This window comes from Streptomyces sp. NPDC021100, from assembly GCF_044333095.1.
GTDB lineage: Bacteria > Actinomycetota > Actinomycetes > Streptomycetales > Streptomycetaceae > Streptomyces.
Genome location: NZ_JBIRQH010000010.1, coordinates 111718 through 129781, shown reverse-complemented (window position 1 = coordinate 129781; position 18064 = coordinate 111718). Strand labels below are relative to the sequence as shown.

The window sequence follows — 18064 nt, the reverse complement described above, 5'->3', positions numbered from 1 at the left end:
GCGCCGCTCCCGGCGCGCGGGAGGTCACCGTGCAGTCCCCCAGCATCACGTCCTCCTACCTCGACCGCTACCGCCGGCTCACCGGCTCCGAGGGCGCCGGCGCCCCGCTGCCCGTCACCGGGGCGCAGCGGAGGTTCCTCCTCGCCCGCCGGCTGGACCCGGCCGGGCGGCCCGCGCTCGTCCCCCTGTTCTTCGCCTTCCCCTCCGGGGCGGTCGACGCCGCGCGGCTGCGCGTCGCCGCCGGCCATCTGGCCGCGCTGCACCCGGCGCTGCGGGTGCGCCCGGAGGTGAGCCGGGGCGTGCCCGTGCAGCGGATCGGCGAGCCCGGGGGGTGGGTCCGCGAGGTCCCGGTGCCGCCCGGGGCGACGGCGGCGGAGGTGCTGCCGCGAGCCCTGGCCGACTGGCCTTCCGAGGGGCCGCCGCTGCGGTTCTTCCTCACCCGCGGAAGCGCCGAGGACGTCCTGGCCCTCGTCCTCGACCACGCCGTCTGCGACGAGCAGTCGCTCGGCGGCATCACCGACGGCCTCACCCGCGCCTACGCCGAGGGGCTCGGCCCCGACGACGTCCCGGAGACACAGGCGGCGGACAAGGTGGCCGCCTACCGCGAGGCCGTGGAGCTCCAACTCGCGGCGGAGGAACGGGCATCCGCGCCCGCCGCCCGCGCCTACTGGGCCCGCCGGCTGGCCGGCCTGCGCCCGCCGCCCCCGCTCCCGGAGCGCCCGGAAGCGGCCGGCACCGGGAGCACCCGGCTGCGGCTTCCGCTCCCGGCCGGCGACGGCCGGGCGGCGGCCTTCCCCGTCGCGCTCGACGCCTGCGCCCGCGCCGCCCGCACGCTGTACGGCGCGGAGCACGTCCCGGCCCTCGGCTACCCGTGGGGCGGCAGACCGGCCGCCGCCGAGCCGGTGCTGGGCTGCTTCCTCAACACCGTCGCCCACCCGGCCGACGCGGACGGCCCGGAGGAACGCACCGCCGCCTGGTGGGACGACCTGGACCACGCCGACGCCCCCTTCGACGAGGTGGTCCACGCGGCCCGCGGCGCCGGCGTCCCCTGGTCCGGGCGGTTCGACGGGCTGCTGACCTTCGAGGACCTCGCCCGCCGGCCACCGCTGCGGCTCGGCGGCGCCACCGGGCGCGAGACGCACCTCGACGACCGGCCGCTCCAGGCGCCGTTCGCGGTGTCCGTCTCGTACGGCGACGACCTGCTCGTCCGCATGGCGTGGCGGCGTTCGGACATCGACGACGACCGGGCCGAGGACGCGTTCGCGGCCCTCGTCTCCGTCCTCGCCACCGCCTGACGCACCCACTCCTCCCTCACCGGCTCCGGCGTCCCGGCCCACCGGCCGGCCGCCGCCCCGGCGCGCCCCCGTCCCACCCGACGGCACGACGCCGGGACCTTCGGAAAACCCGCCTCATCCCCCACCCCTACGGAAAGGCAGAACGTGTTCCCGCTCTCCACCTCGCAGGAGATCGTGTGGCTGCACGAGCAGATGCTCCCCGGCAGCCGCGCCTACAACTTCACCGCCACCCTCGACCTGCGCGGCGACCTCGACGAGGACGCCCTGCGGGCCGGCCTCGCCGCCGTCCTGGACCGGCACCCCGGGCTCCGGCTCGAACTCGTGGAGACGTCCGGGGGGCTGCCCGGGCAGCGGATCCGCGAGAGCTGTCCGCCACGCCTGAGGACCGTCGATCTGAGCGGCGAGGACGATCCCGAGGCCGCGTTCGCCCGGCTGCTGCGCACCGAGGCCGAGACGCCGCTGGACGTGCACGAGGCGCCGCTGCTGCGCTGGACCCTGGCCCGGCTGGCGGACGGTCACCACCGGCTGGTCCACGTCGAGCACCATCTCGTCCACGACGGGCACTCGTTCGCGATCCTGCTCCGCGACCTGTTCACCGTCTACCGGGCGCACCTGACGGGCGAGCCCGTCGACCTGCCCGAGGCTCCCTCGTACGCCGAGCACATCGCGACGGCCACCGGGCCGGGCCGCGAGGAGCGGCGGGCGGCCGGGCTGGCGCACTGGCGGCGCGAGCTGGACGGCGCCACCTTCGACCTGCCGCTGCCCGGCCTCGCCCGGCCGGGCGCCCGCCGCCGGCACGCCGGGGCGCAGCTGCGGCAGACCGTCGAGCCGGAACTCGCCGAGCGGTTGCGGGAGTTCAGCAGGTCACAGGGCCACACCCCGTTCTCCACCCTGCTGGCCCTCTTCGCGGAGCTGCTGCGGCGGCACGCCGGACGGACGGACCTGGTGGTCGGCACGGCGGTCGGCAACCGTCCGGCGGGCTTCGAGGAGACCGTCGGCATGTTCGTGAACACGATCCCGCTGCGGCTGCGGCTGGACCCGGAGGCGGGCGCCGACGCCCTCGTCGACGACGTCACCGACGGGCTGATCCGGGCGCTGCCGCACCAGGACGTGCCGGTGCAGGTGCTGACGCGGGAGCTGGGCCTGCACACCTCGGGCGCGGACAACCCGCTGTTCGACGTGATGTTCAGCGCGCACGACGCGGTGCTGCCGGAGACGGAGGTGCCGGGTCTCGACGTCTCCCTGTTCGAGGGCTTCAACACCGGGACGACCCGGTTCGACCTCGACCTGGTGCTGATCCCGGACGACCGGCGCATGGTCGGGCCGCGGTCGGGGACCGGCGGGATGACGCTGGTGTGGGACTACGACCGGGACCTGTTCGACGAGGAGACCGCCCGGCTCCTCGCCGACCGCTTCCTGCGCCTCGTCCGCGCCTACCTGGACGCGCCGTCGGCGCCGGCCGCGGCCCTCGACCCGGAGCCGGTGCCCGAGGCCGTGGCCGTCCCCGCGAACGACGTCGAGGACGCCCTGGACCCGCTCGCCCGGCACGGCGCCGGCCGCGTCGCCCTGCTGAGCGGTGCCCGCAAGCTCACCTACGGCGAACTCCACAGCATGGCCGACGAGTTGGCGGGCCGGCTGACGGCCGCCGGAGTGCGGCGCGGACAGCCGGTGGCGGCGGTCCTGCCGCGCGGCGTCCACAGCGTGGTGACGCTCCTGGCCTGCCTCCGCACGGGCGCGGTGTACTGCCCGCTCTCCCCCAACGACCCGGCGGACCGGCTGGAGACGCTGCTGCGCCGGCTGCGCCCGGCGCTGGTGCTGACCGACCGGGAGAGCGCGCTGTCGCTCCCCGCCGAGGGGCTGCCGCTGGCCCTGCTGGACGGCCCGGTCTTCCCGGCCGCCGAGCCGGCCGAGCCGCTGGCGGACGCGGCGTACGTCATCCACACGTCGGGCTCGACGGGCCTGCCGAAGGCCGTGGTGGTCGGCCGGGCCGCGCTGGCGCACCACGCGCGGGTGACGGCCGACCGGTACGCCCTGTCGCCCGACGACCGGGTGCTCGTCTTCGCCCAGCCGTCGTTCGACGTGGCGCTGGAGGAGGTGCTGCCGTCACTGCTGGCCGGCTCCTGCCTGGTGCTGCCGCAGCGCGAGGTGCCGACGGCGGCGGAGCTGGTCGCCGTCCTCGCCTCGCGGCGGGTGACGGTGGCGAACCTGCCGACGAGCTATCTCCTGGCCACGCGCGCCGAGTTGACGGAGGCGCTGCGCGACGGCATGTGGGCGCCGCGGCTGCTGGTGGCCGGCGGCGAGCGGCTGCCGGCGGCGGCGCTGCGCGAGGTGCTGGACGCGACGGACGCGACGGTGCTCAACGCCTACGGGGTGACCGAGGCGACGATCACGTCCACCGTGCACGAGGTGGTCCGCGAGGGCTTCGACGACGCGGCGGAGGTGCCGCTGGGCGCCGCGCTGCCGGGCGTCGGGGTGCACGTGCTGGGCACGGGGCTGCGTCCGCTGCCCGCCGGTGCGGTCGGCCAGCTGGCCGTCTCCGGCGCCTGCCTGGCGGAGGGCTACCTGGGCAACAAGGAGGCGACGGAGGCCCGGTTCGTGCCCGTGCCCGCCCTCGGCGGCGAGCGCGTCTACCTGACCGGCGACCTGGGCTTCGCCGGCCGGGACGGGCTGGTGCGGTTCCTCGGCCGGCACGACAACCAGATCAAGCTGCGCGGCTACCGCATCGAGCTGGAGGAGATCGAGGCCGCGGCCTCGGCCGAGCTCGGCGGCCGGTCCTGCGCGGTGGTGCTGGGCCGCTCGGCGGCCGGCCCCTGCCTGGTCGGCTTCCTCGACGGCGGCGCCGAGCCGGACCAGGTGGCGCTGCACCGGGCGCTGTCCGGGCGGCTGCCGGCCGCGCTGGTCCCGTCCCGCTGGATCCGGCTGGAGTCCATGCCGCTGCTGTCCGGCGGCAAGCCGGACCGGACGGCCCTGGCCCACCTCGCCGAGACCGCCGAGGAGACGGCCCCCGAGGCGCCGGAGACCGCGGCCGACCCGGCCGTCGAGCTGCTGGCCGAGGGCTGGCGGGAGGTGCTGGGCCACGACCGGTTCACCCCGGCGTCCCACTTCTTCCAGGTCGGCGGCCACTCGCTGCTGGCGGCGCAGCTCGCCGCGTGGCTGGAGCCGCGGCTGGGCGGCCGCCCGCCGCTGCGGGTCCTGTTCCAGAACCCCGTCCTGTCCGAGCAGGCGCACGCGGTGGCGGAGGCGGTCCGATGAGCACCTCCCCGTCGTCGGTCCTGGAGGCCGACCACCGCGAGATCGTCGACTCGTTCGCCTCGTTCGTCCGCCGGGAGCTGGTGCCGCTGGCCGCCGAGCTGCCCGAGGGCGGCGACCTGCCCCCGGCCGACCTGCGGGCGTACGTCCGCCGGCGGTCGGCGAAGCTGGGCTTCTACGCCGCCGACCACCCGGAGGAACTGGGCGGCTCCGGCATGCCGTTCACCGCCGTCGTCCAGCTCCACCACGCGGCCGGGAGCAGCGGCTGCCCGCTGGCGCCGTACGCGCTGGCCGGTTCGGACGGGCCCAGTCCACTGCTGCGGCAGGGCACGCCCGAGCAGATCGAGCGCTACCTGATGCCGCTGGTGCGCGGCGAGGCGACGCGCTGCCTCGCGCTGACCGAGCCCAACGCCGGATCCGACGCCTTCCGGCTGACCAGCACGGCCGGCCGGCGGGACGACGGCGGCTGGGTGCTGTCCGGCCGCAAGACGTTCGTCAGCAACGCGGGGCACGCGGACTTCGCGATCGTCGTGGCCCAGGCGGAGGCGGGCGCGACGGCGTTCGTCGTCCCGATGGACCACCCGCGGCTCCGCATCGGCCAGTGCTACACCGGCATGTCCGGCGAGGAACTGTACGAACTGATCCTGGACGGCGTGGAGTTGCCGGCCGACGCGGTCGTCGGCGGCGAGCCGGGGATCGGCGCGGCGCTGGGCCACGGCATCGACAGCCTGTCCCGGGGCCGGCTGGTGGTGGCCGCGATGTGCAACGGCATCGCCGAGTACGCGCTGCGGCTCGGCGTCGAGTACGCCCGCGAGCGGCGGGCGTTCGGCGAGCGCATCGGCGCCTACCAGCACGTCCAGGAGCACCTGGTGAGCAGCCGCGCCGAGGTCGAGGCGGCCAAGCTGCTGACGCTGGCCTGCGCCCGGCTGGTGGACGACGGCGTGGAGGCCCCGGAGAACGCGGCGCTGGCCAAGCTCACCGCCTCCGAGACGGCCGTCCGCGTGGTCGACCGCGCGCTGCGGGTGCACGGCGCCACGGGCTGGGTGCGCGGGCATCCGCTGGAGTTCCTGTACCGGTACGTCCGGATGATGACGATCATCGAGGGGACCTCGGAGATCCAGAAGGTGATCGTCGCCCGGGCCATGGGGCTGGGCTGACCATGCGTTCCGGCCTTCCCACCGAACTCTTCGTGCCAACCGAGGACATCATGACCACTGCATCTGTCGCGTACGGCGCCGAGCGCGCCGAGCGCGGGCCGGACGACGTCCTGGCCCGCTTCACGGACCGGGTCCGGCGCGACCCGTCCGCCCCCGCCGTCGAGGACGGCGACCTGAGCTGGACCTACGCCGAACTGGACGCCCTGGCCGACCGGACCGCCGACGCGCTGCGCGACCGGGTGCGGCCGGGCGACCTGGTCGGGGTCTGCCTGGACCGCTCCGCCGCCCTGGCCGCCACCGCCGTCGCGCTGGCCCGGCTGGGCGCCGTCTACCTGCCGCTGGGGCCGCGCCCCGGCGAGCGCCGGCTGGCGGCGGTCGCGGACGTGCTCCGGGTGACCTGCCTGGTCGGCACGGCCGACGCGCTGCCCGAGGCGGCTCGCGCCGGCGGCACGCTCCCGCTGCCGCTCCCGGCGGCCGGGGCCAACGTCTCCGGGGACCCCGTCGCGGCGTTCCCCGCCTCCCCCACGGAGAGCCGGCGCGGCGCGCCGGAGGGCACCCTGTACGCGGTCCTCACCTCGGGCACCACCGGGGTGCCGAAGGCCGTGGCCGTGAGCTCCGCGGCGCTGGCCGCCCGGCTGGACTGGTACACCGGGCGCACCGGCTGCGGGCCGGGCGACCGGCACAACCTGCTGATCGGGGTCGCCTTCGACCCGCACCTGATGGAGCTGTGGGCGGGCCTGACGTCCGGGGCCACACTGAGCGTCGCACCCGACGACGTCCGCTGGGACCCGCAGGCGCTCACCGACTGGTGGCGCCGCGCCGGGGTGACGGTGGCGATCCTCCCCACCCCGCTGGCCGAGCTCGTCCTGGAGCGCCCCTGGCCGCGCGACCTGCCGCTGCGTCACCTGAGCACCGGCGGCGACCGGCTGCGCCGCGTCCCCGGCCCGGACGTCACCGCGCGCGTGGACAACAACTACGGCCCGGCCGAGGCGACCGTCCTGGTCACGGCCCACGCCCTGAACGGCACCGACGCGTCCGCCCCGCCGCCCATCGGCACCCCGCTCCCCGGCGTCGTCGCCTGCGTGACCGACGCCGACGGACGGCTGGTGCCGCACGGCGAGCCGGGCGAACTGCGGGTCGGCGGCGACGGCCTGGCGATCGGCTACCTGGACCCCGAACTGACCGCCCGGCGCTTCGTACCGCCGCCGGCCGGGGTGACGGGCACCGACCGGGTGTACCGCACCGGCGACCGGGTGCGGATGCGGCCGGACGGCGTACTGGAGTTCCTGGGCCGGCTGGACGACCAGCTGAAGGTGCGCGGGGTACGCGTCGAACCGGCCGAGGTCGAGGCCGCGTTCGAGCGGGACCCGCGCGTGCTGCGCACGGTCGTCGCGGCGGACACCGCCGCCGGGGGCGGCGTCCGGCTCGTCGCGTTCGTCCGCCCGGCGCCCGGCGTGACCGCTCCCACGGCGGACGAGCTGCTGACCACGGTACGCGGCTGGCTGCCGGAGCAGGCGGTGCCGTCGGCGGTCCGCTGCGTGGACGCCTTCCCGGTGGACGCGAACGGCAAGGTGGACCGCGAGGCGCTGCTCGCCGGACGCCGCGAGGAGACCACGACGCCGCGGGCCGGCCGGACCACCGAGGCCGCGGCTCCGCTCGCCGACCGGCCCGAGGGAGCCACGGCCGCTCAGGCGTCGTCCTCCACCGAGGACCTGGTCGTCGGCCTGTGCCGGGAGTTGCTGGACCGCCCGGACCTCACGGCGGACGCCAACTTCCTCGGCTCCGGCGGAGACTCGCTGTCGGCGGCCCGGCTGCTGACGGCCCTGGAGGAGCACTGCGGCGTCCGCCTGCGCGCACCGGAGGTACTGCGCCAGCCCGACCTGCGGGCACTGGCCGCGCTGCTGGACGCGCGACGGGGGCCGGCGGCGGCTCCGGGCGCGGAACCGGCGGCGGACGGCCCGGGCGGGACGGCGAACCGTTCGACCGAGGACCTGGTCGTCGGCCTGTGCCGGGACCTGTTGGGCCGCCCGGACCTCACGGCGGACGCCAACTTCCTCGGCTCCGGCGGAGACTCGCTGTCGGCGGCCCGGCTGCTGACGGCCCTGGAGGAGCACTGCGGCGTCCGCCTGCGCGCACCGGAGGTACTGCGCCAGCCCGACCTGCGAGCGCTGGCCGCGCTGCTGGACGCGCGACGGGGGCCGGCGGCAGGGACGGCTGACGGTACGGCCGTCGCCGCGAGCCGCCCGGCCGAAGCGACGGACCACCCGGCCGAAGCCGCCGGCTTCCCGGCCGAGGGAGCGGACCGCCTGGCGGGAGCCGCGGGTTCCCCGGCCGGGGTGGCGAACCGTCCCGGCGGCGTGCTCGGCCGGGTGCTGGCGCACGCCGCCGCCACGCCGGACGCCCTCGCCGTGCGAGACGCCGACGACACCCTCACTTATGCCGAACTGACCGACGCGGCACGGCGTTTGGCGGGCGTACTGCGTGCCCGGGGTGTCGGCCGGAGGGACGCGGTCGGCGTCCTGCTGCCGCACTCGACCGGCGTCGTCGTGGCCCAGCTCGCCGTCTGGTGGGCCGGCGGCCACTACGTGCCGCTGGACGCCGCCTACCCGCGCGCCCGGATCGCCGCCATGCTGGCGGACGCCGGGGTGGTCCTCACGGTGGGCGGCAAGGACCTGCTGGAGGCGGCCGGGGTGCCGGCCGCCCGCGCGCTGGCCGTGTCGGCGGCGGGCGGTACGGCCGGCGAGGGCGCGCCGCTCGCGGAGCGGGAGCTGCCGGAGCCGTGCGCGTACGACGCGGACGCCGTCGCGTACACCATGTTCACCTCCGGTTCGACGGGCCGGCCGAAGGCGGTCGCGATCCCGCACCGGGCCGTGGCGGAGCTGGTGACGGAGCCGGAGTTCCTCACGGTCACGCCGCGCGACCGGGTCCTCTTCCACTCCCCGCTCGCCTTCGACGCCTCGCCGTTCGAGCTGTGGTCGGCGCTGGCCAACGGCGCCGCCGCCGTGGTGTCCACCGCGGACCGGGAGTCGCTGGAGAACCTGGCCCGGGACGTGGAGCGGCTCGGGGCGACGGTGGCCCTGTTCACCACGGCCCTCTTCCACCACCTCGCGGCCCGCGGCTCGGCGGTCTTCGGCGTGCTCCGGAGCGTGATCGTCGGCGGCGAGGCGCTGTCCGGCCGGCTCGCCCACGCCGTGCTGCGCCGCCACCCCTGGCTGGAACTGGTCAACGGCTACGGGCCCACCGAGGCCACCAGTTTCGCCACCGCCCACCGGGTGCTCCCGGCGGACGGCGAGGAGCCGCCGCCCATCGGCCGGCCGATCGCCGGGGCGACGGCGCACGTCCGCGACGAGCACGGCGCGCCGGTGCCCGCCGGCGTCCGGGGCGAGCTGTGGATCGGCGGCTCCCGGCTGGCCCTGGGCTACCTGGGGCAGCCGGAGCGCACCGCCGAGGCGTTCGCCGACAACCCCGCTGACCCCGCGCACGGCCGGCTCTACCGCACCGGCGACCTGGTCTCGGCCCGCCCCGACGGCACGCTGGAGTTCCACGGGCGGCTGGACGACCAGGTGAAGGTGCGCGGCTACCGCATCGAGCCGGGCGAGATCGAGCACGCGCTGCGCTCGCACGCCGGCGTCGCGGACGCGGCGGTGACGGTGCTGCGGCCGGACGCGTCCGACGGCGCGGGCGGCGTGGACGCGCGGCTCGCCGCCTTCGTCGTCCCCGCCGAGGGCGCGCGCCCATCGCCGGCGGCGCTCCGCGAGCACCTGACCGGGCTGCTGCCCGCGCACATGCTGCCCTCGGCCTGGTCGCTGACGGACCGGCTGCCGGTGACCGCCAACGGGAAGGTCGACCGCGCGGCACTCGCCGGCCTGCCCCTGACCGCCCCGGACCCGGCGGACGCCCCGGTCCGCGCGCTGACGCCGCTCCAGCAGGCGGTGGCGGCGGCCTGGGCCCGCGCCCTGGACCGCGAGGTCACCGGACCGGACGCCGACTTCCTGGCACTGGGCGGCCATTCGCTGCTCGCGCTGGGCATCGTGGACGACCTCCGCGAGGACCTGGGGGTCGAGCTGTCGCTCGCCGCGTTCTTCGCCGCCCCGACCGTGGCGGGCCAGGCCGAGCTGGTGGAACGGGAACTGGCCGCCGCCTTCGGCCAGGACGAGGACGAGACGGAGGCGGGCCGATGAGCACCGCTCAGGACGTCGCACGCCAGGAGGAACTGCTGCGCCGGGCCCGCCGCCGCGCCGCGGGCACCCGTACGGCCCCCGCCCCCGCGCGGGAGGACGCCGGACCGGCCCCCCTCTCGCACGCCCAGCACCGCATGTGGCTGATGGAACGCCTGGGGCACACGGGCGCGCTGTACAACGTGCCGTTCGCCACCCGCGTCCGCGGCCCCTTCGACCGCGGGGCGTTCGGACAGGCCCTGGACTGGCTGGTGCGCCGCCACGAAGTGCTGCGCACCCGCTACCGGCAGGGCGACGGCGAGCCGTACCAGGAGGTGCTGCCGCCCGCGCCGGTGCCGGTGCCCGTGGTGGAGGCCGCCGCCGACGCGGCCGGTCCGCTGCTGCGGGCGGAGGCGGAACGCCCCTTCGACCTCGCCGAGGGCCCGGTCCTGCGGGCCCTGCTGCTCCGGCACGCGCCGGACGACCACACCGTTCTCCTGACGATGCATCACATCGCCGTGGACGGCGGTGGGTTGGAGATCGTCGCACGGGAGCTCGGCGACCGGTACCGGGCGGTCGTGGAGGGCCGCCCGGACGGTGCGGAGGACCCGGCGCCGCGCTACACCGACTTCGCCCGGCGGGAGCGCTCGGCGCCGGCGGACGAGGAGGGGACCGCCTACTGGACCCGGCGGCTCGCGGGGGCCCGCCCGCCCGCGCTGCCCGGTCCGGCGGACGGCGCCCCGGGTGCCGAGGGCTCCCAGGGCTCGCGCGGCGAGGGGCGCCTCCTCACCGCCCTCCTGCCGGCCGGCACCGTCGAGGGACTGCCCGAGGCCGGGCGCGCGCACCGGGCCACGCTGTTCACGGTGGTGCTCGCGGCCGCCTTCGGCGCCCTGCTGGAGGCGACCGGCCGCGAGGACCTGGTCGTCGGCTGCGCGAGCGGCCACCGCGACCGGACCGCCGACCGGGGCCTGGTCGGCCTCTGCGTCAACACCCTCCCCGTCCGCCCCGACCTCTCCGGCACCGAGGACTTCACCGGCCTGCTGGACCGGGTGCGTGACGAACTGCTGCGGGCGCAGCGGTACCGGCACGTGCCGTTCGACGCGATCGTGCGGCGGCTGGATCCGTCCGCCCGGGACACGGACGGCGGCGCCCTGGTGGGCGTGACGGCGGACGTCGTGTCCGGTCCCGTCGGGCTGCGGCTGCCGGACGCGGAGTGCACCCCGGTCGACGTCCCGCTGGGCACGGCCAAGTTCGGCCTCGGCTTCTTCCTGGAGGAGGCGGCGGACGGGCGTCCGGCCCGGTGCGTGGTGCAGTACGACGCCGGGCGGCTGGACGGCGGGGCCGTTCGGGCCCTGCTGGACGGCTTCGCGGGCCTGCTGACGGGCGTGGCCGCGTCCGGGAACGCCGCGCTGCGCCGGCCGGCCGCCACCCCTCAGGCCGCGCCGGAGGACGCCCCGGCCCGGCCGGCGGAGCACCTTCCCGGTCCGACGCCCGAGGTCGAGGCCGTCTTCGCGGACCTGCTCGGCGAACGGCCGGGCCCCGACGGCGACTTCTTCCTCCTCGGCGGCCACTCGCTGCTCGCGGTACGGGTCGCCGAACGGCTGCGGGAGCGCTTCCGGGCGCCCCTCACCGGCCTCGACGTGCTGGAACACCGCACGCCGCGGGCGCTCGCCGCGCTGCTCGACGAGCGGACGGCGCGGCGCGCGGCGGCCCGCCCGGCCGCCGGGGCCGGGGGTGGGCGGCGTACGTCCGCCCGGGCCGGTACGGTCCTGGTCACCGGCGGTACGGGCGGCGTGGGCGCGTTCGTCCTGCGCGAACTCGCCGCGCGCGGGCGCCCGGTGCGGGCGCTCGTCCGGCCGGAATCGGCGCACCTGGTGCCGGACGGTCCCGACGTCGAGATCGCCGAGGGCGACCTGACCGACCCGGACAGCCTGCGCGCCGCCGTGCGCGGCGTGGACGCGGTCATCCACTCCGCCTGCACCTTCACCTCCCCCGAGGTGGACGTGGCCGCGATGCGGGCGCTCCTCGCGGAGCGGGGTCCCGGACCGTTCGTCTTCGTCAGCAGCGTCGACGCCTACGGCTCGCCGTCGGTGGCCGAGGTCCCGGAGGGCGCGCCCTCCGAGGAGCCGGTGAGCGCGTACGGGCGGGGCAAGCTCGACTGCGAACGCCTGCTGCTGGAGGCCGCGGGCCCCGGGGGCGGGGCGAGTGTGGTGCGGGCGCCCATCGTCTGGGGCGATCACCCGCGGCTGCGCGACCAGTTGCGCTGGGGTGCGACCGGTGATCTCTACCAGGCGGCGCGGGCAGGCGGCCCGGTCGTCCTGCCGGCCGCCGGGGCCGTCCCCGGATCGGGTGATCCGTGGGCGGGGGCGCCGTGGATCCACGCGGCCTCGCTGGCGCGGGTGTTGACGCACTGTGTCGAGCGGCCGGTGGACGGGGTCGTCAACGCGATCGGTGGACATGTGGCGTGGGCCGAGCTCGCCGAGGAGCTCGTTCGTCTCCTGGGTACCTCGGGTCCCGTCCTTCCCGCGGAGACCACCGCTCCCGGGCTTCGCCACCGGCATCGGTATCGGGCCGAGGCGTTGGCGGAGTTGCTCGTACCGCGAGCAGGGGAGGGCTGGCGGGAGGTATTGGCCGCAATGTTGCGGGGCTGACGCGGGGATGAGCCCCGGACCCACCCTTTCACCGTTTCTTGCGAGGGCTCCGCCCCCGCCCCCCCCGGAACCACGCTCCGCGCGGTTGTCCTCAAGCGCCGGACGGGCTGATTTCAGCCCGTCCGGCGCTTGAGGACGAGCGGCGAAGCCGCGATCACGGGTCCGGGGCAGAGCCCCGGAAGAAACGGCGAAAGGGCGGGACCGGGGCCCAACTCCCCGACCACACACCGTAACCTCGAACGCCTCCCTCGAAACCCCCACCGTAATCTCACTCACTTGTGTGAGGATACGACCACACTCCGCGTTGGTAAGTCTTCCCGAGGCACACCCATGCCGACATCGCACCCCGCCAGGCAACCCGGGAAGGCACGCACATGTCCGTAGCCGAAGAGAACCGCGCCGAAGAGCAGGACCGTCCGCAGCAGAGCCTCGGAACGGCCGCGGCGCGGAATCTGGCGACGACCACCAAGTCCGAACCCCAGATGCAGGAGATCACCTCCCGGTGGCTCCTGAAGATGCTGCCGTGGAGCCACATTCAGGGCGGTACCTACCGGGTGAACCGGCGGCTCGCCTACACGGTCGGCGACGGCCGGGTCACCTTCATCAAGACGGGAGACCGCGTCGAGGTCATCCCGGCCGAACTCGGCGAGCTGGCGGCGCTGCACGGGTACGAGGACGCCGACGTGCTCACCGAGCTCGCCCGCCGCTGCGAGCAGCGCGAGTACGGGCCGGGCGACATCCTGGCGACGAAGGGCGAGCCCGTCGACGGGGTCGTGCTGCTCGCGCACGGCCGGGTGGAGAAGATCGGCGAGGGTCCCTACGGGGACGACGCGGTGCTCGGCGTGCTCGCGGACGGCGACCACTTCGGCGGGGACACCCTGCTCGCCTCGGGCGCCACCTGGGAGTACACGGCCCGCGCCGCGACGGCCTGTACGGTCCTGGTGCTGCCGAAGCTGGCCTTCGACCAGGCGGTGGAGCGCTCGGAGTCGCTCCGCGGGCACGTCGAGCGGATCCGCTCGCTGCCGGCCCAGCGGACCAACAAGTACGGCGAGAAGGAGATCGAACTCCGCGCCGGCCACCGCGGCGAGGCCGACATCCCGGCGACGTTCGTCGACTACGAGGAGCACCCGCGCGAGTACGAGCTGAGCGTGGCGCAGACGGTCCTGCGCGTCCACACCCGCGTCGCCGACCTGTACAACCACCCGATGAACCAGATGGAGCAGCAGCTGCGGCTCACGGTCGAGGCGCTCAAGGAGCGCCAGGAGCACGAGCTGATCAACAACCGGGAGTTCGGGCTCCTCAACAACTGCGAGTACGACCAGCGGCTCCAGCCGCACGACGGCGTCCCCAGCCCGGACGACCTGGACGAACTGCTCAGCCGCCGACGGGGTTCGAAGCTGTTCCTGGCGCACCCGCGGGCCATCGCGGCGATCGGGCGGGAGTTCAACAAGCGCGGACTGGTGCCCGAGACGATCGACATGGGCGGCCACCGCATCCCGACCTGGCGCGGGGTGCCGATCTTCCCGTGCAACAAGATCCCGGTCACCGAGGCGCGGACGACGTCGATCATCTGCATGCGTACCGGCGAGGCCGAGCAGGGCGTCATCGGGCTGCGGCAGGCCGGCATCCCGGACGAGATCGAGCCGAGCCTGTCGGTGCGGTTCATGGGCATCAACGAGCAGGCGGTCATGTCCTACCTGGTGACGGCGTACTACTCGGCGGCCGTGCTGGTGCCGGACGCGCTCGGGGTGCTGGAGAACGTCGAGATCGGCCGGTGGCGCTGACCGAGCCGGCCCCGGCCCCGGCCCCGACGGGGGCCCGGGGCCGGCGGGAACCCCCGGGCACCGCCCGGTGACCTGCCGGTGCCGCGCCGGACCGCGCGCCGCGGCCGAGGAGTCGCCGACGGCCGCCCGGCCCGTCGGCATCAGGAACGCGCCGGCCGCCGCCACGGTGCGGACCGGACGAGGAGTCTCGCAGTGACCCAGCCCTTCACCCTGCCCGCCTTCTACATGAACCACCCCGCCCGGCTCAACCCCCACCTGGAGGAGGCACGCGCCCACGCACGGGAGTGGGCCCGCGGGATGGGCATGCTGGAGGGGTCGGGCGTGTGGGACCAGGCGGACCTCGACGCGCACGACTACGCCCTGCTCTGCGCCTACACGCACCCCGACTGCGACGGCCCGACGCTGTCCCTGGTCACCGACTGGTACGTGTGGGTGTTCTTCTTCGACGACCACTTCCTGGAGCTGTTCAAGCGCACCCAGGACCGCGAGGGCGGCCGCGCCTACCTGGACCGGCTCCCGGCGTTCATGCCCATGGACTCCGCCGCCGCCGTTCCGGAGCCGACGCACCCGGTGGAGGCGGGCCTGGCGGACCTGTGGGCGCGCACGGTCCCGCACATGTCCGCGGGCTGGCGGGTCCGGTTCGCGGAGAGCACCCGGAACCTCCTCGACGAGTCGCTCTGGGAGCTGTCCAACATCAACGAGGGGAGGATCGCCAACCCGGTCGAGTACATCGAGATGCGCCGCAAGGTGGGCGGCGCACCCTGGTCGGCCGGGCTGGTGGAGTACGCGGCCGGCGCCGAGGTGCCGGCGTCGGTGGCGGGCACGCGCCCGATGCGGGTGCTGTCCGACACGTTCGCCGACGCGGTGCACCTGCGCAACGACATCTTCTCGTACCAGCGCGAGGTCGAGGACGAGGGCGAACTCTCGAACGGCATCCTGGTGTTGGAGACCTTCCTCGGCTGCGGGACGCAGGAGGCCGCCGCGTCCGTCAACGACCTGCTGACATCGCGGATGCAGCAGTTCGAGCACACGGTCGTCACCGAACTGCCGCAGCTCTTCGTCGACCACGCGCTCGGCCCGGAGGACTGCCGGGCGGTGCTCACCTACGCCAAGGGCCTCCAGGACTGGCAGGCCGGCGGCCATGAGTGGCACATGCGCTCCAGCCGCTACATGAACAAGGAGGCGGCCCCGACCGGGCTGCCCGGGCCCACCGGCCCCGGTACGGCCGGCCTCGGCCTCAAGCACCTGTTCGCGGCGACGGGCGCCCAGCGCCTCCGCTCCCTCACCCACATCCCCCACCAGCACGTCGGCCCGTCCGAACTGCCGGACTTCGACATGCCGTTCACCCTGCGGCTCAGCCCGCACCTGGACCGCTCCCGGACGAACGCCGTCGAGTGGGCCCGGGAGATGGGCATGCTCGCCCCGCAGCCGGGGGTGCCGACGTCGTACATCTGGGACGAACGCAAGCTGTACGGCTATGACTTCCCGCTGTGCGCGGCGGGCCTGCACCCGGACGCCACCCCCGAGGAGCTCGACCTGGTCTCGCAGTGGCTGACCTGGGGCGCCTACGGCGACGACTACTACCCCGTGGTCTACGGCCGGCCCCGCGACCTGACCGGCGCCAAGCTGGCCCACGCCCGGCTGCCGGCCCTGATGCCGCTCGACCTGACGGGGGCGCCCGCGCCCGTACCGCTGACCGCACTGGAGCGCGGCCTCGCCGACCTGTGGGAGCGCACGACCGGGCCGATGGACGCCGCGGGCCGCTCCCGACTGCGGGACGCCGTCGAGGCGATGTGCGAGGGCCGGCTGTGGGAGCTGCAGAACCAGGCCGAGCACCGCGTCCCGGAACCCGTCGACTACATCGAGATGCGCCGCGCCACCTTCGGCTCCGACCTCACCATCGCGCTGTGCCGCGTCGGGCACGGTCGCGCGGTGCCGGACGAGGTCTACCGCAGCGGCACCGTCCGCTCCCTGGAGAACGCGGCGATCGACTACGCGACACTGCTCAACGACGTGTTCTCGTACCAGAAGGAGATCGAGTACGAGGGCGAGGTGCACAACTCCGTCCTGGTGGTGCAGACGTTCTTCGGCTGCGACCGGCGGGCGGCGCTCGGCATCGTCGACGATCTGATGCGCGGCCGGATGAACCAGTTCCGGCACGTGGCCACGCACGAGCTGCCGGTGCTGTACGAGGACGCCCGGCTGGGGCCGGAGGCGCGGGAGGCGCTGGAGGGCTATGTGAAGGAGCTGGAGAACTGGCTGGCGGGGATCCTCAACTGGCACCGGGGGTGCCGGAGGTACCGCCAGGAGGACCTGGAGCGGAACTTCCGATTCCTTCCGGTGGCGGAGCCGTCCGCCTTCCTGCCCGCCGCTCCCTGGGCGGCTTCCCGCTGACCGGCGGGGGGGGGGGGGGGGGGGGGGGGGGGGGGGGCGCCCCCCCCCCCCCCCCCCGCCGGCGGTTCACACCCGGTCCACGATGCCCGCCTTCCCGGCCTCCCGTGCGCAGTGGGCACAGCAGTACCACTGCCCGTCGGCCTCCACGCCGTGACCGATGACCCGGACCCGGCAGTGCTCACAGATCGGGGCCATGCGGTGGATGGCGCAGGAGAAGGAGTCGAAGGCGTGCCGGGAGCCGTCCTGGGTCTCGACGAAGAACGCCATGTCGTAGTCGTTGCCGCAAACTTCGCACTCTGCCATGCGCCGCATGCTCCGGAGTGCGGCGGACGCTGGCAAGCGCCCGCCGGGCGCGTCGAACGGGCTGCACCCGCCCGGCGGAGCGGGCACCCGACGCCGAACGGCCGGCTCAGAGCTCCAGCCGGTACCGGTACCACCGCTCGGCCGGCCGCAGGCCCGCCGCGGCCAGGGCCTCGGCGGTGACCGGGTCGCCGTGCTCCTGGACCTCCAGCAGGGCGGCCCGCGGATGGTCCCGGCGGAGGCGGGCGGCGAGTTCGGCGATCAGTCCGGCGACGGCTGGCCCGTCGGCCGCGGCGCCCCGGAAGACGACGTCGACCAGCGCCTCCGTCCCGGCGATCACGGCCGTGACCTGGGCGGCCGTGCGGCCGGCGGGGGTGAGGAGGTCCAGGGTGAGGTGCGGGAGCGGCGGGAGGTCGCGCAGCACCTCGGCGGCGTCGCGCGGGGTGTACGGGCGTCCGGTGACCTCGGAGTAGAGGCGGGCGTGCTCCGCGAGCAGGCCGGCGGGGGCCGGGACGGTGACCTGACGGACCGTCACCTGCGGTAGGCCGGCGGGCCGTTGCCAGCCGGCCAGGGAGACGGGTGTCGTCCAGCGGCCGCCCGGCTCCTCCGTCGCGCCGGCACCCAGGTCCGCCGCGACGCCGTCCCCGTCCGTGCCGGTCCACTCCAGGGCGGGGAGCCCGCCGGCCGCCGCCCTGCGGGCCGCGCCGCGCAGCAGCCGGGCGGCCGTCTCCCGCTCCTCGGCGGTGGGGGAGCGCCGGGCGTGGACGCCGGTGGTGAGGCGTTCGCGCTCCCGGGAGACCAGCAGCCACTGGACGTCGGCGGCGTCGGCGGTATCGTCTCGGGCCGCCGGCGGGTGGACCTCGGCCCAGCCGAGCAGGCGGCCGTCGGGGCGGCGGGCGACGACGATCCACGCCGGGCGGTCGGCGGCGGCGCGGCCCAGGTCGGGGACGGGCATCGGCAGCCCGGCGTAGAGCTCCTCGTACAGGCGGACCTCGGCATCCGTGTCGTCCTGGTACGCAACGTATTCGACCGTGATGCCCATGCGCTGTGCTCTCTCGCTCGTGCCGGGGGTACGGG

At 75.9% G+C, this 18064-nt stretch carries 9 protein-coding genes; 7 read left to right on the top strand and 2 right to left on the bottom strand.

The window, feature by feature from the left end:
- The first annotated feature begins 29 nt into the window (after positions 1–29).
- From ACH4PU_RS19775 to ACH4PU_RS19745, 7 genes are all read left to right on the top strand, one after another.
- Positions 30–1295: a non-ribosomal peptide synthetase gene (locus ACH4PU_RS19775; protein ID WP_398273236.1), complete on the top strand. Its 1266-nt coding sequence runs from the start codon at positions 30–32 to the stop codon at positions 1293–1295.
- Between the two features lie 144 nt (positions 1296–1439).
- Positions 1440–4547, top strand: coding sequence for an amino acid adenylation domain-containing protein (locus ACH4PU_RS19770; RefSeq protein ID WP_398273234.1), 3108 nt, complete (start codon positions 1440–1442; stop codon positions 4545–4547).
- On the top strand, positions 4544–5701 hold the full coding sequence (locus ACH4PU_RS19765) for an acyl-CoA dehydrogenase family protein (protein ID WP_398273232.1): 1158 nt from the start codon (positions 4544–4546) through the stop codon (positions 5699–5701). The genes ACH4PU_RS19770 and ACH4PU_RS19765 overlap by 4 nt, the downstream gene beginning before the upstream one ends.
- A gap of 50 nt (positions 5702–5751) precedes the next feature.
- Complete coding sequence (locus tag ACH4PU_RS19760; protein ID WP_398273230.1) at positions 5752–9882, top strand: amino acid adenylation domain-containing protein; 4131 nt, start codon at positions 5752–5754, stop codon at positions 9880–9882.
- A complete protein-coding gene (locus ACH4PU_RS19755; RefSeq protein WP_398273228.1) occupies positions 9879–12509 on the top strand; it encodes a condensation domain-containing protein in 2631 nt (876 codons plus the stop codon). Before ACH4PU_RS19760 ends, ACH4PU_RS19755 begins: the two co-directional genes overlap by 4 nt.
- 374 nt (positions 12510–12883) lie before the next feature.
- Entirely contained in the window at positions 12884–14293 is a 1410-nt protein-coding gene (locus tag ACH4PU_RS19750) for a family 2B encapsulin nanocompartment shell protein (protein WP_398273226.1), read from the top strand.
- A 192-nt stretch (positions 14294–14485) separates the two neighbouring features.
- A complete protein-coding gene (locus tag ACH4PU_RS19745) occupies positions 14486–16687 on the top strand; it encodes a germacradienol/geosmin synthase (RefSeq protein ID WP_398273224.1) in 2202 nt (733 codons plus the stop codon).
- A 66-nt stretch (positions 16688–16753) separates the two neighbouring features.
- Here ACH4PU_RS19745 and ACH4PU_RS19740 read toward each other — a convergent pair whose 3' ends face one another.
- Complete coding sequence (locus ACH4PU_RS19740) at positions 16754–16990, bottom strand: hypothetical protein (RefSeq protein WP_185945181.1); 237 nt, start codon at positions 16988–16990, stop codon at positions 16754–16756.
- A 106-nt stretch (positions 16991–17096) separates the two neighbouring features.
- Entirely contained in the window at positions 17097–18029 is a 933-nt protein-coding gene (locus ACH4PU_RS19735) for a hypothetical protein (RefSeq protein ID WP_398273221.1), read from the bottom strand.
- Positions 18030–18064: the final 35 nt, after the last annotated feature.

What these genes read in the sequence shown, in the direction of transcription:
- ACH4PU_RS19735 (WP_398273221.1), bottom strand. Translation starts at nt 18,029, where the DNA reads ATGGGCATCACGGTCGAATACGTTGCGTACCAGGACGACACGGATGCC.
- ACH4PU_RS19755 (WP_398273228.1), top strand. Translation starts at nt 9,879, where the DNA reads ATGAGCACCGCTCAGGACGTCGCACGCCAGGAGGAACTGCTGCGCCGG.
- ACH4PU_RS19740 (WP_185945181.1), bottom strand. Translation starts at nt 16,990, where the DNA reads ATGGCAGAGTGCGAAGTTTGCGGCAACGACTACGACATGGCGTTCTTC.
- ACH4PU_RS19765 (WP_398273232.1), top strand. Translation starts at nt 4,544, where the DNA reads ATGAGCACCTCCCCGTCGTCGGTCCTGGAGGCCGACCACCGCGAGATC.
- ACH4PU_RS19760 (WP_398273230.1), top strand. Translation starts at nt 5,752, where the DNA reads ATGACCACTGCATCTGTCGCGTACGGCGCCGAGCGCGCCGAGCGCGGG.
- ACH4PU_RS19750 (WP_398273226.1), top strand. Translation starts at nt 12,884, where the DNA reads ATGTCCGTAGCCGAAGAGAACCGCGCCGAAGAGCAGGACCGTCCGCAG.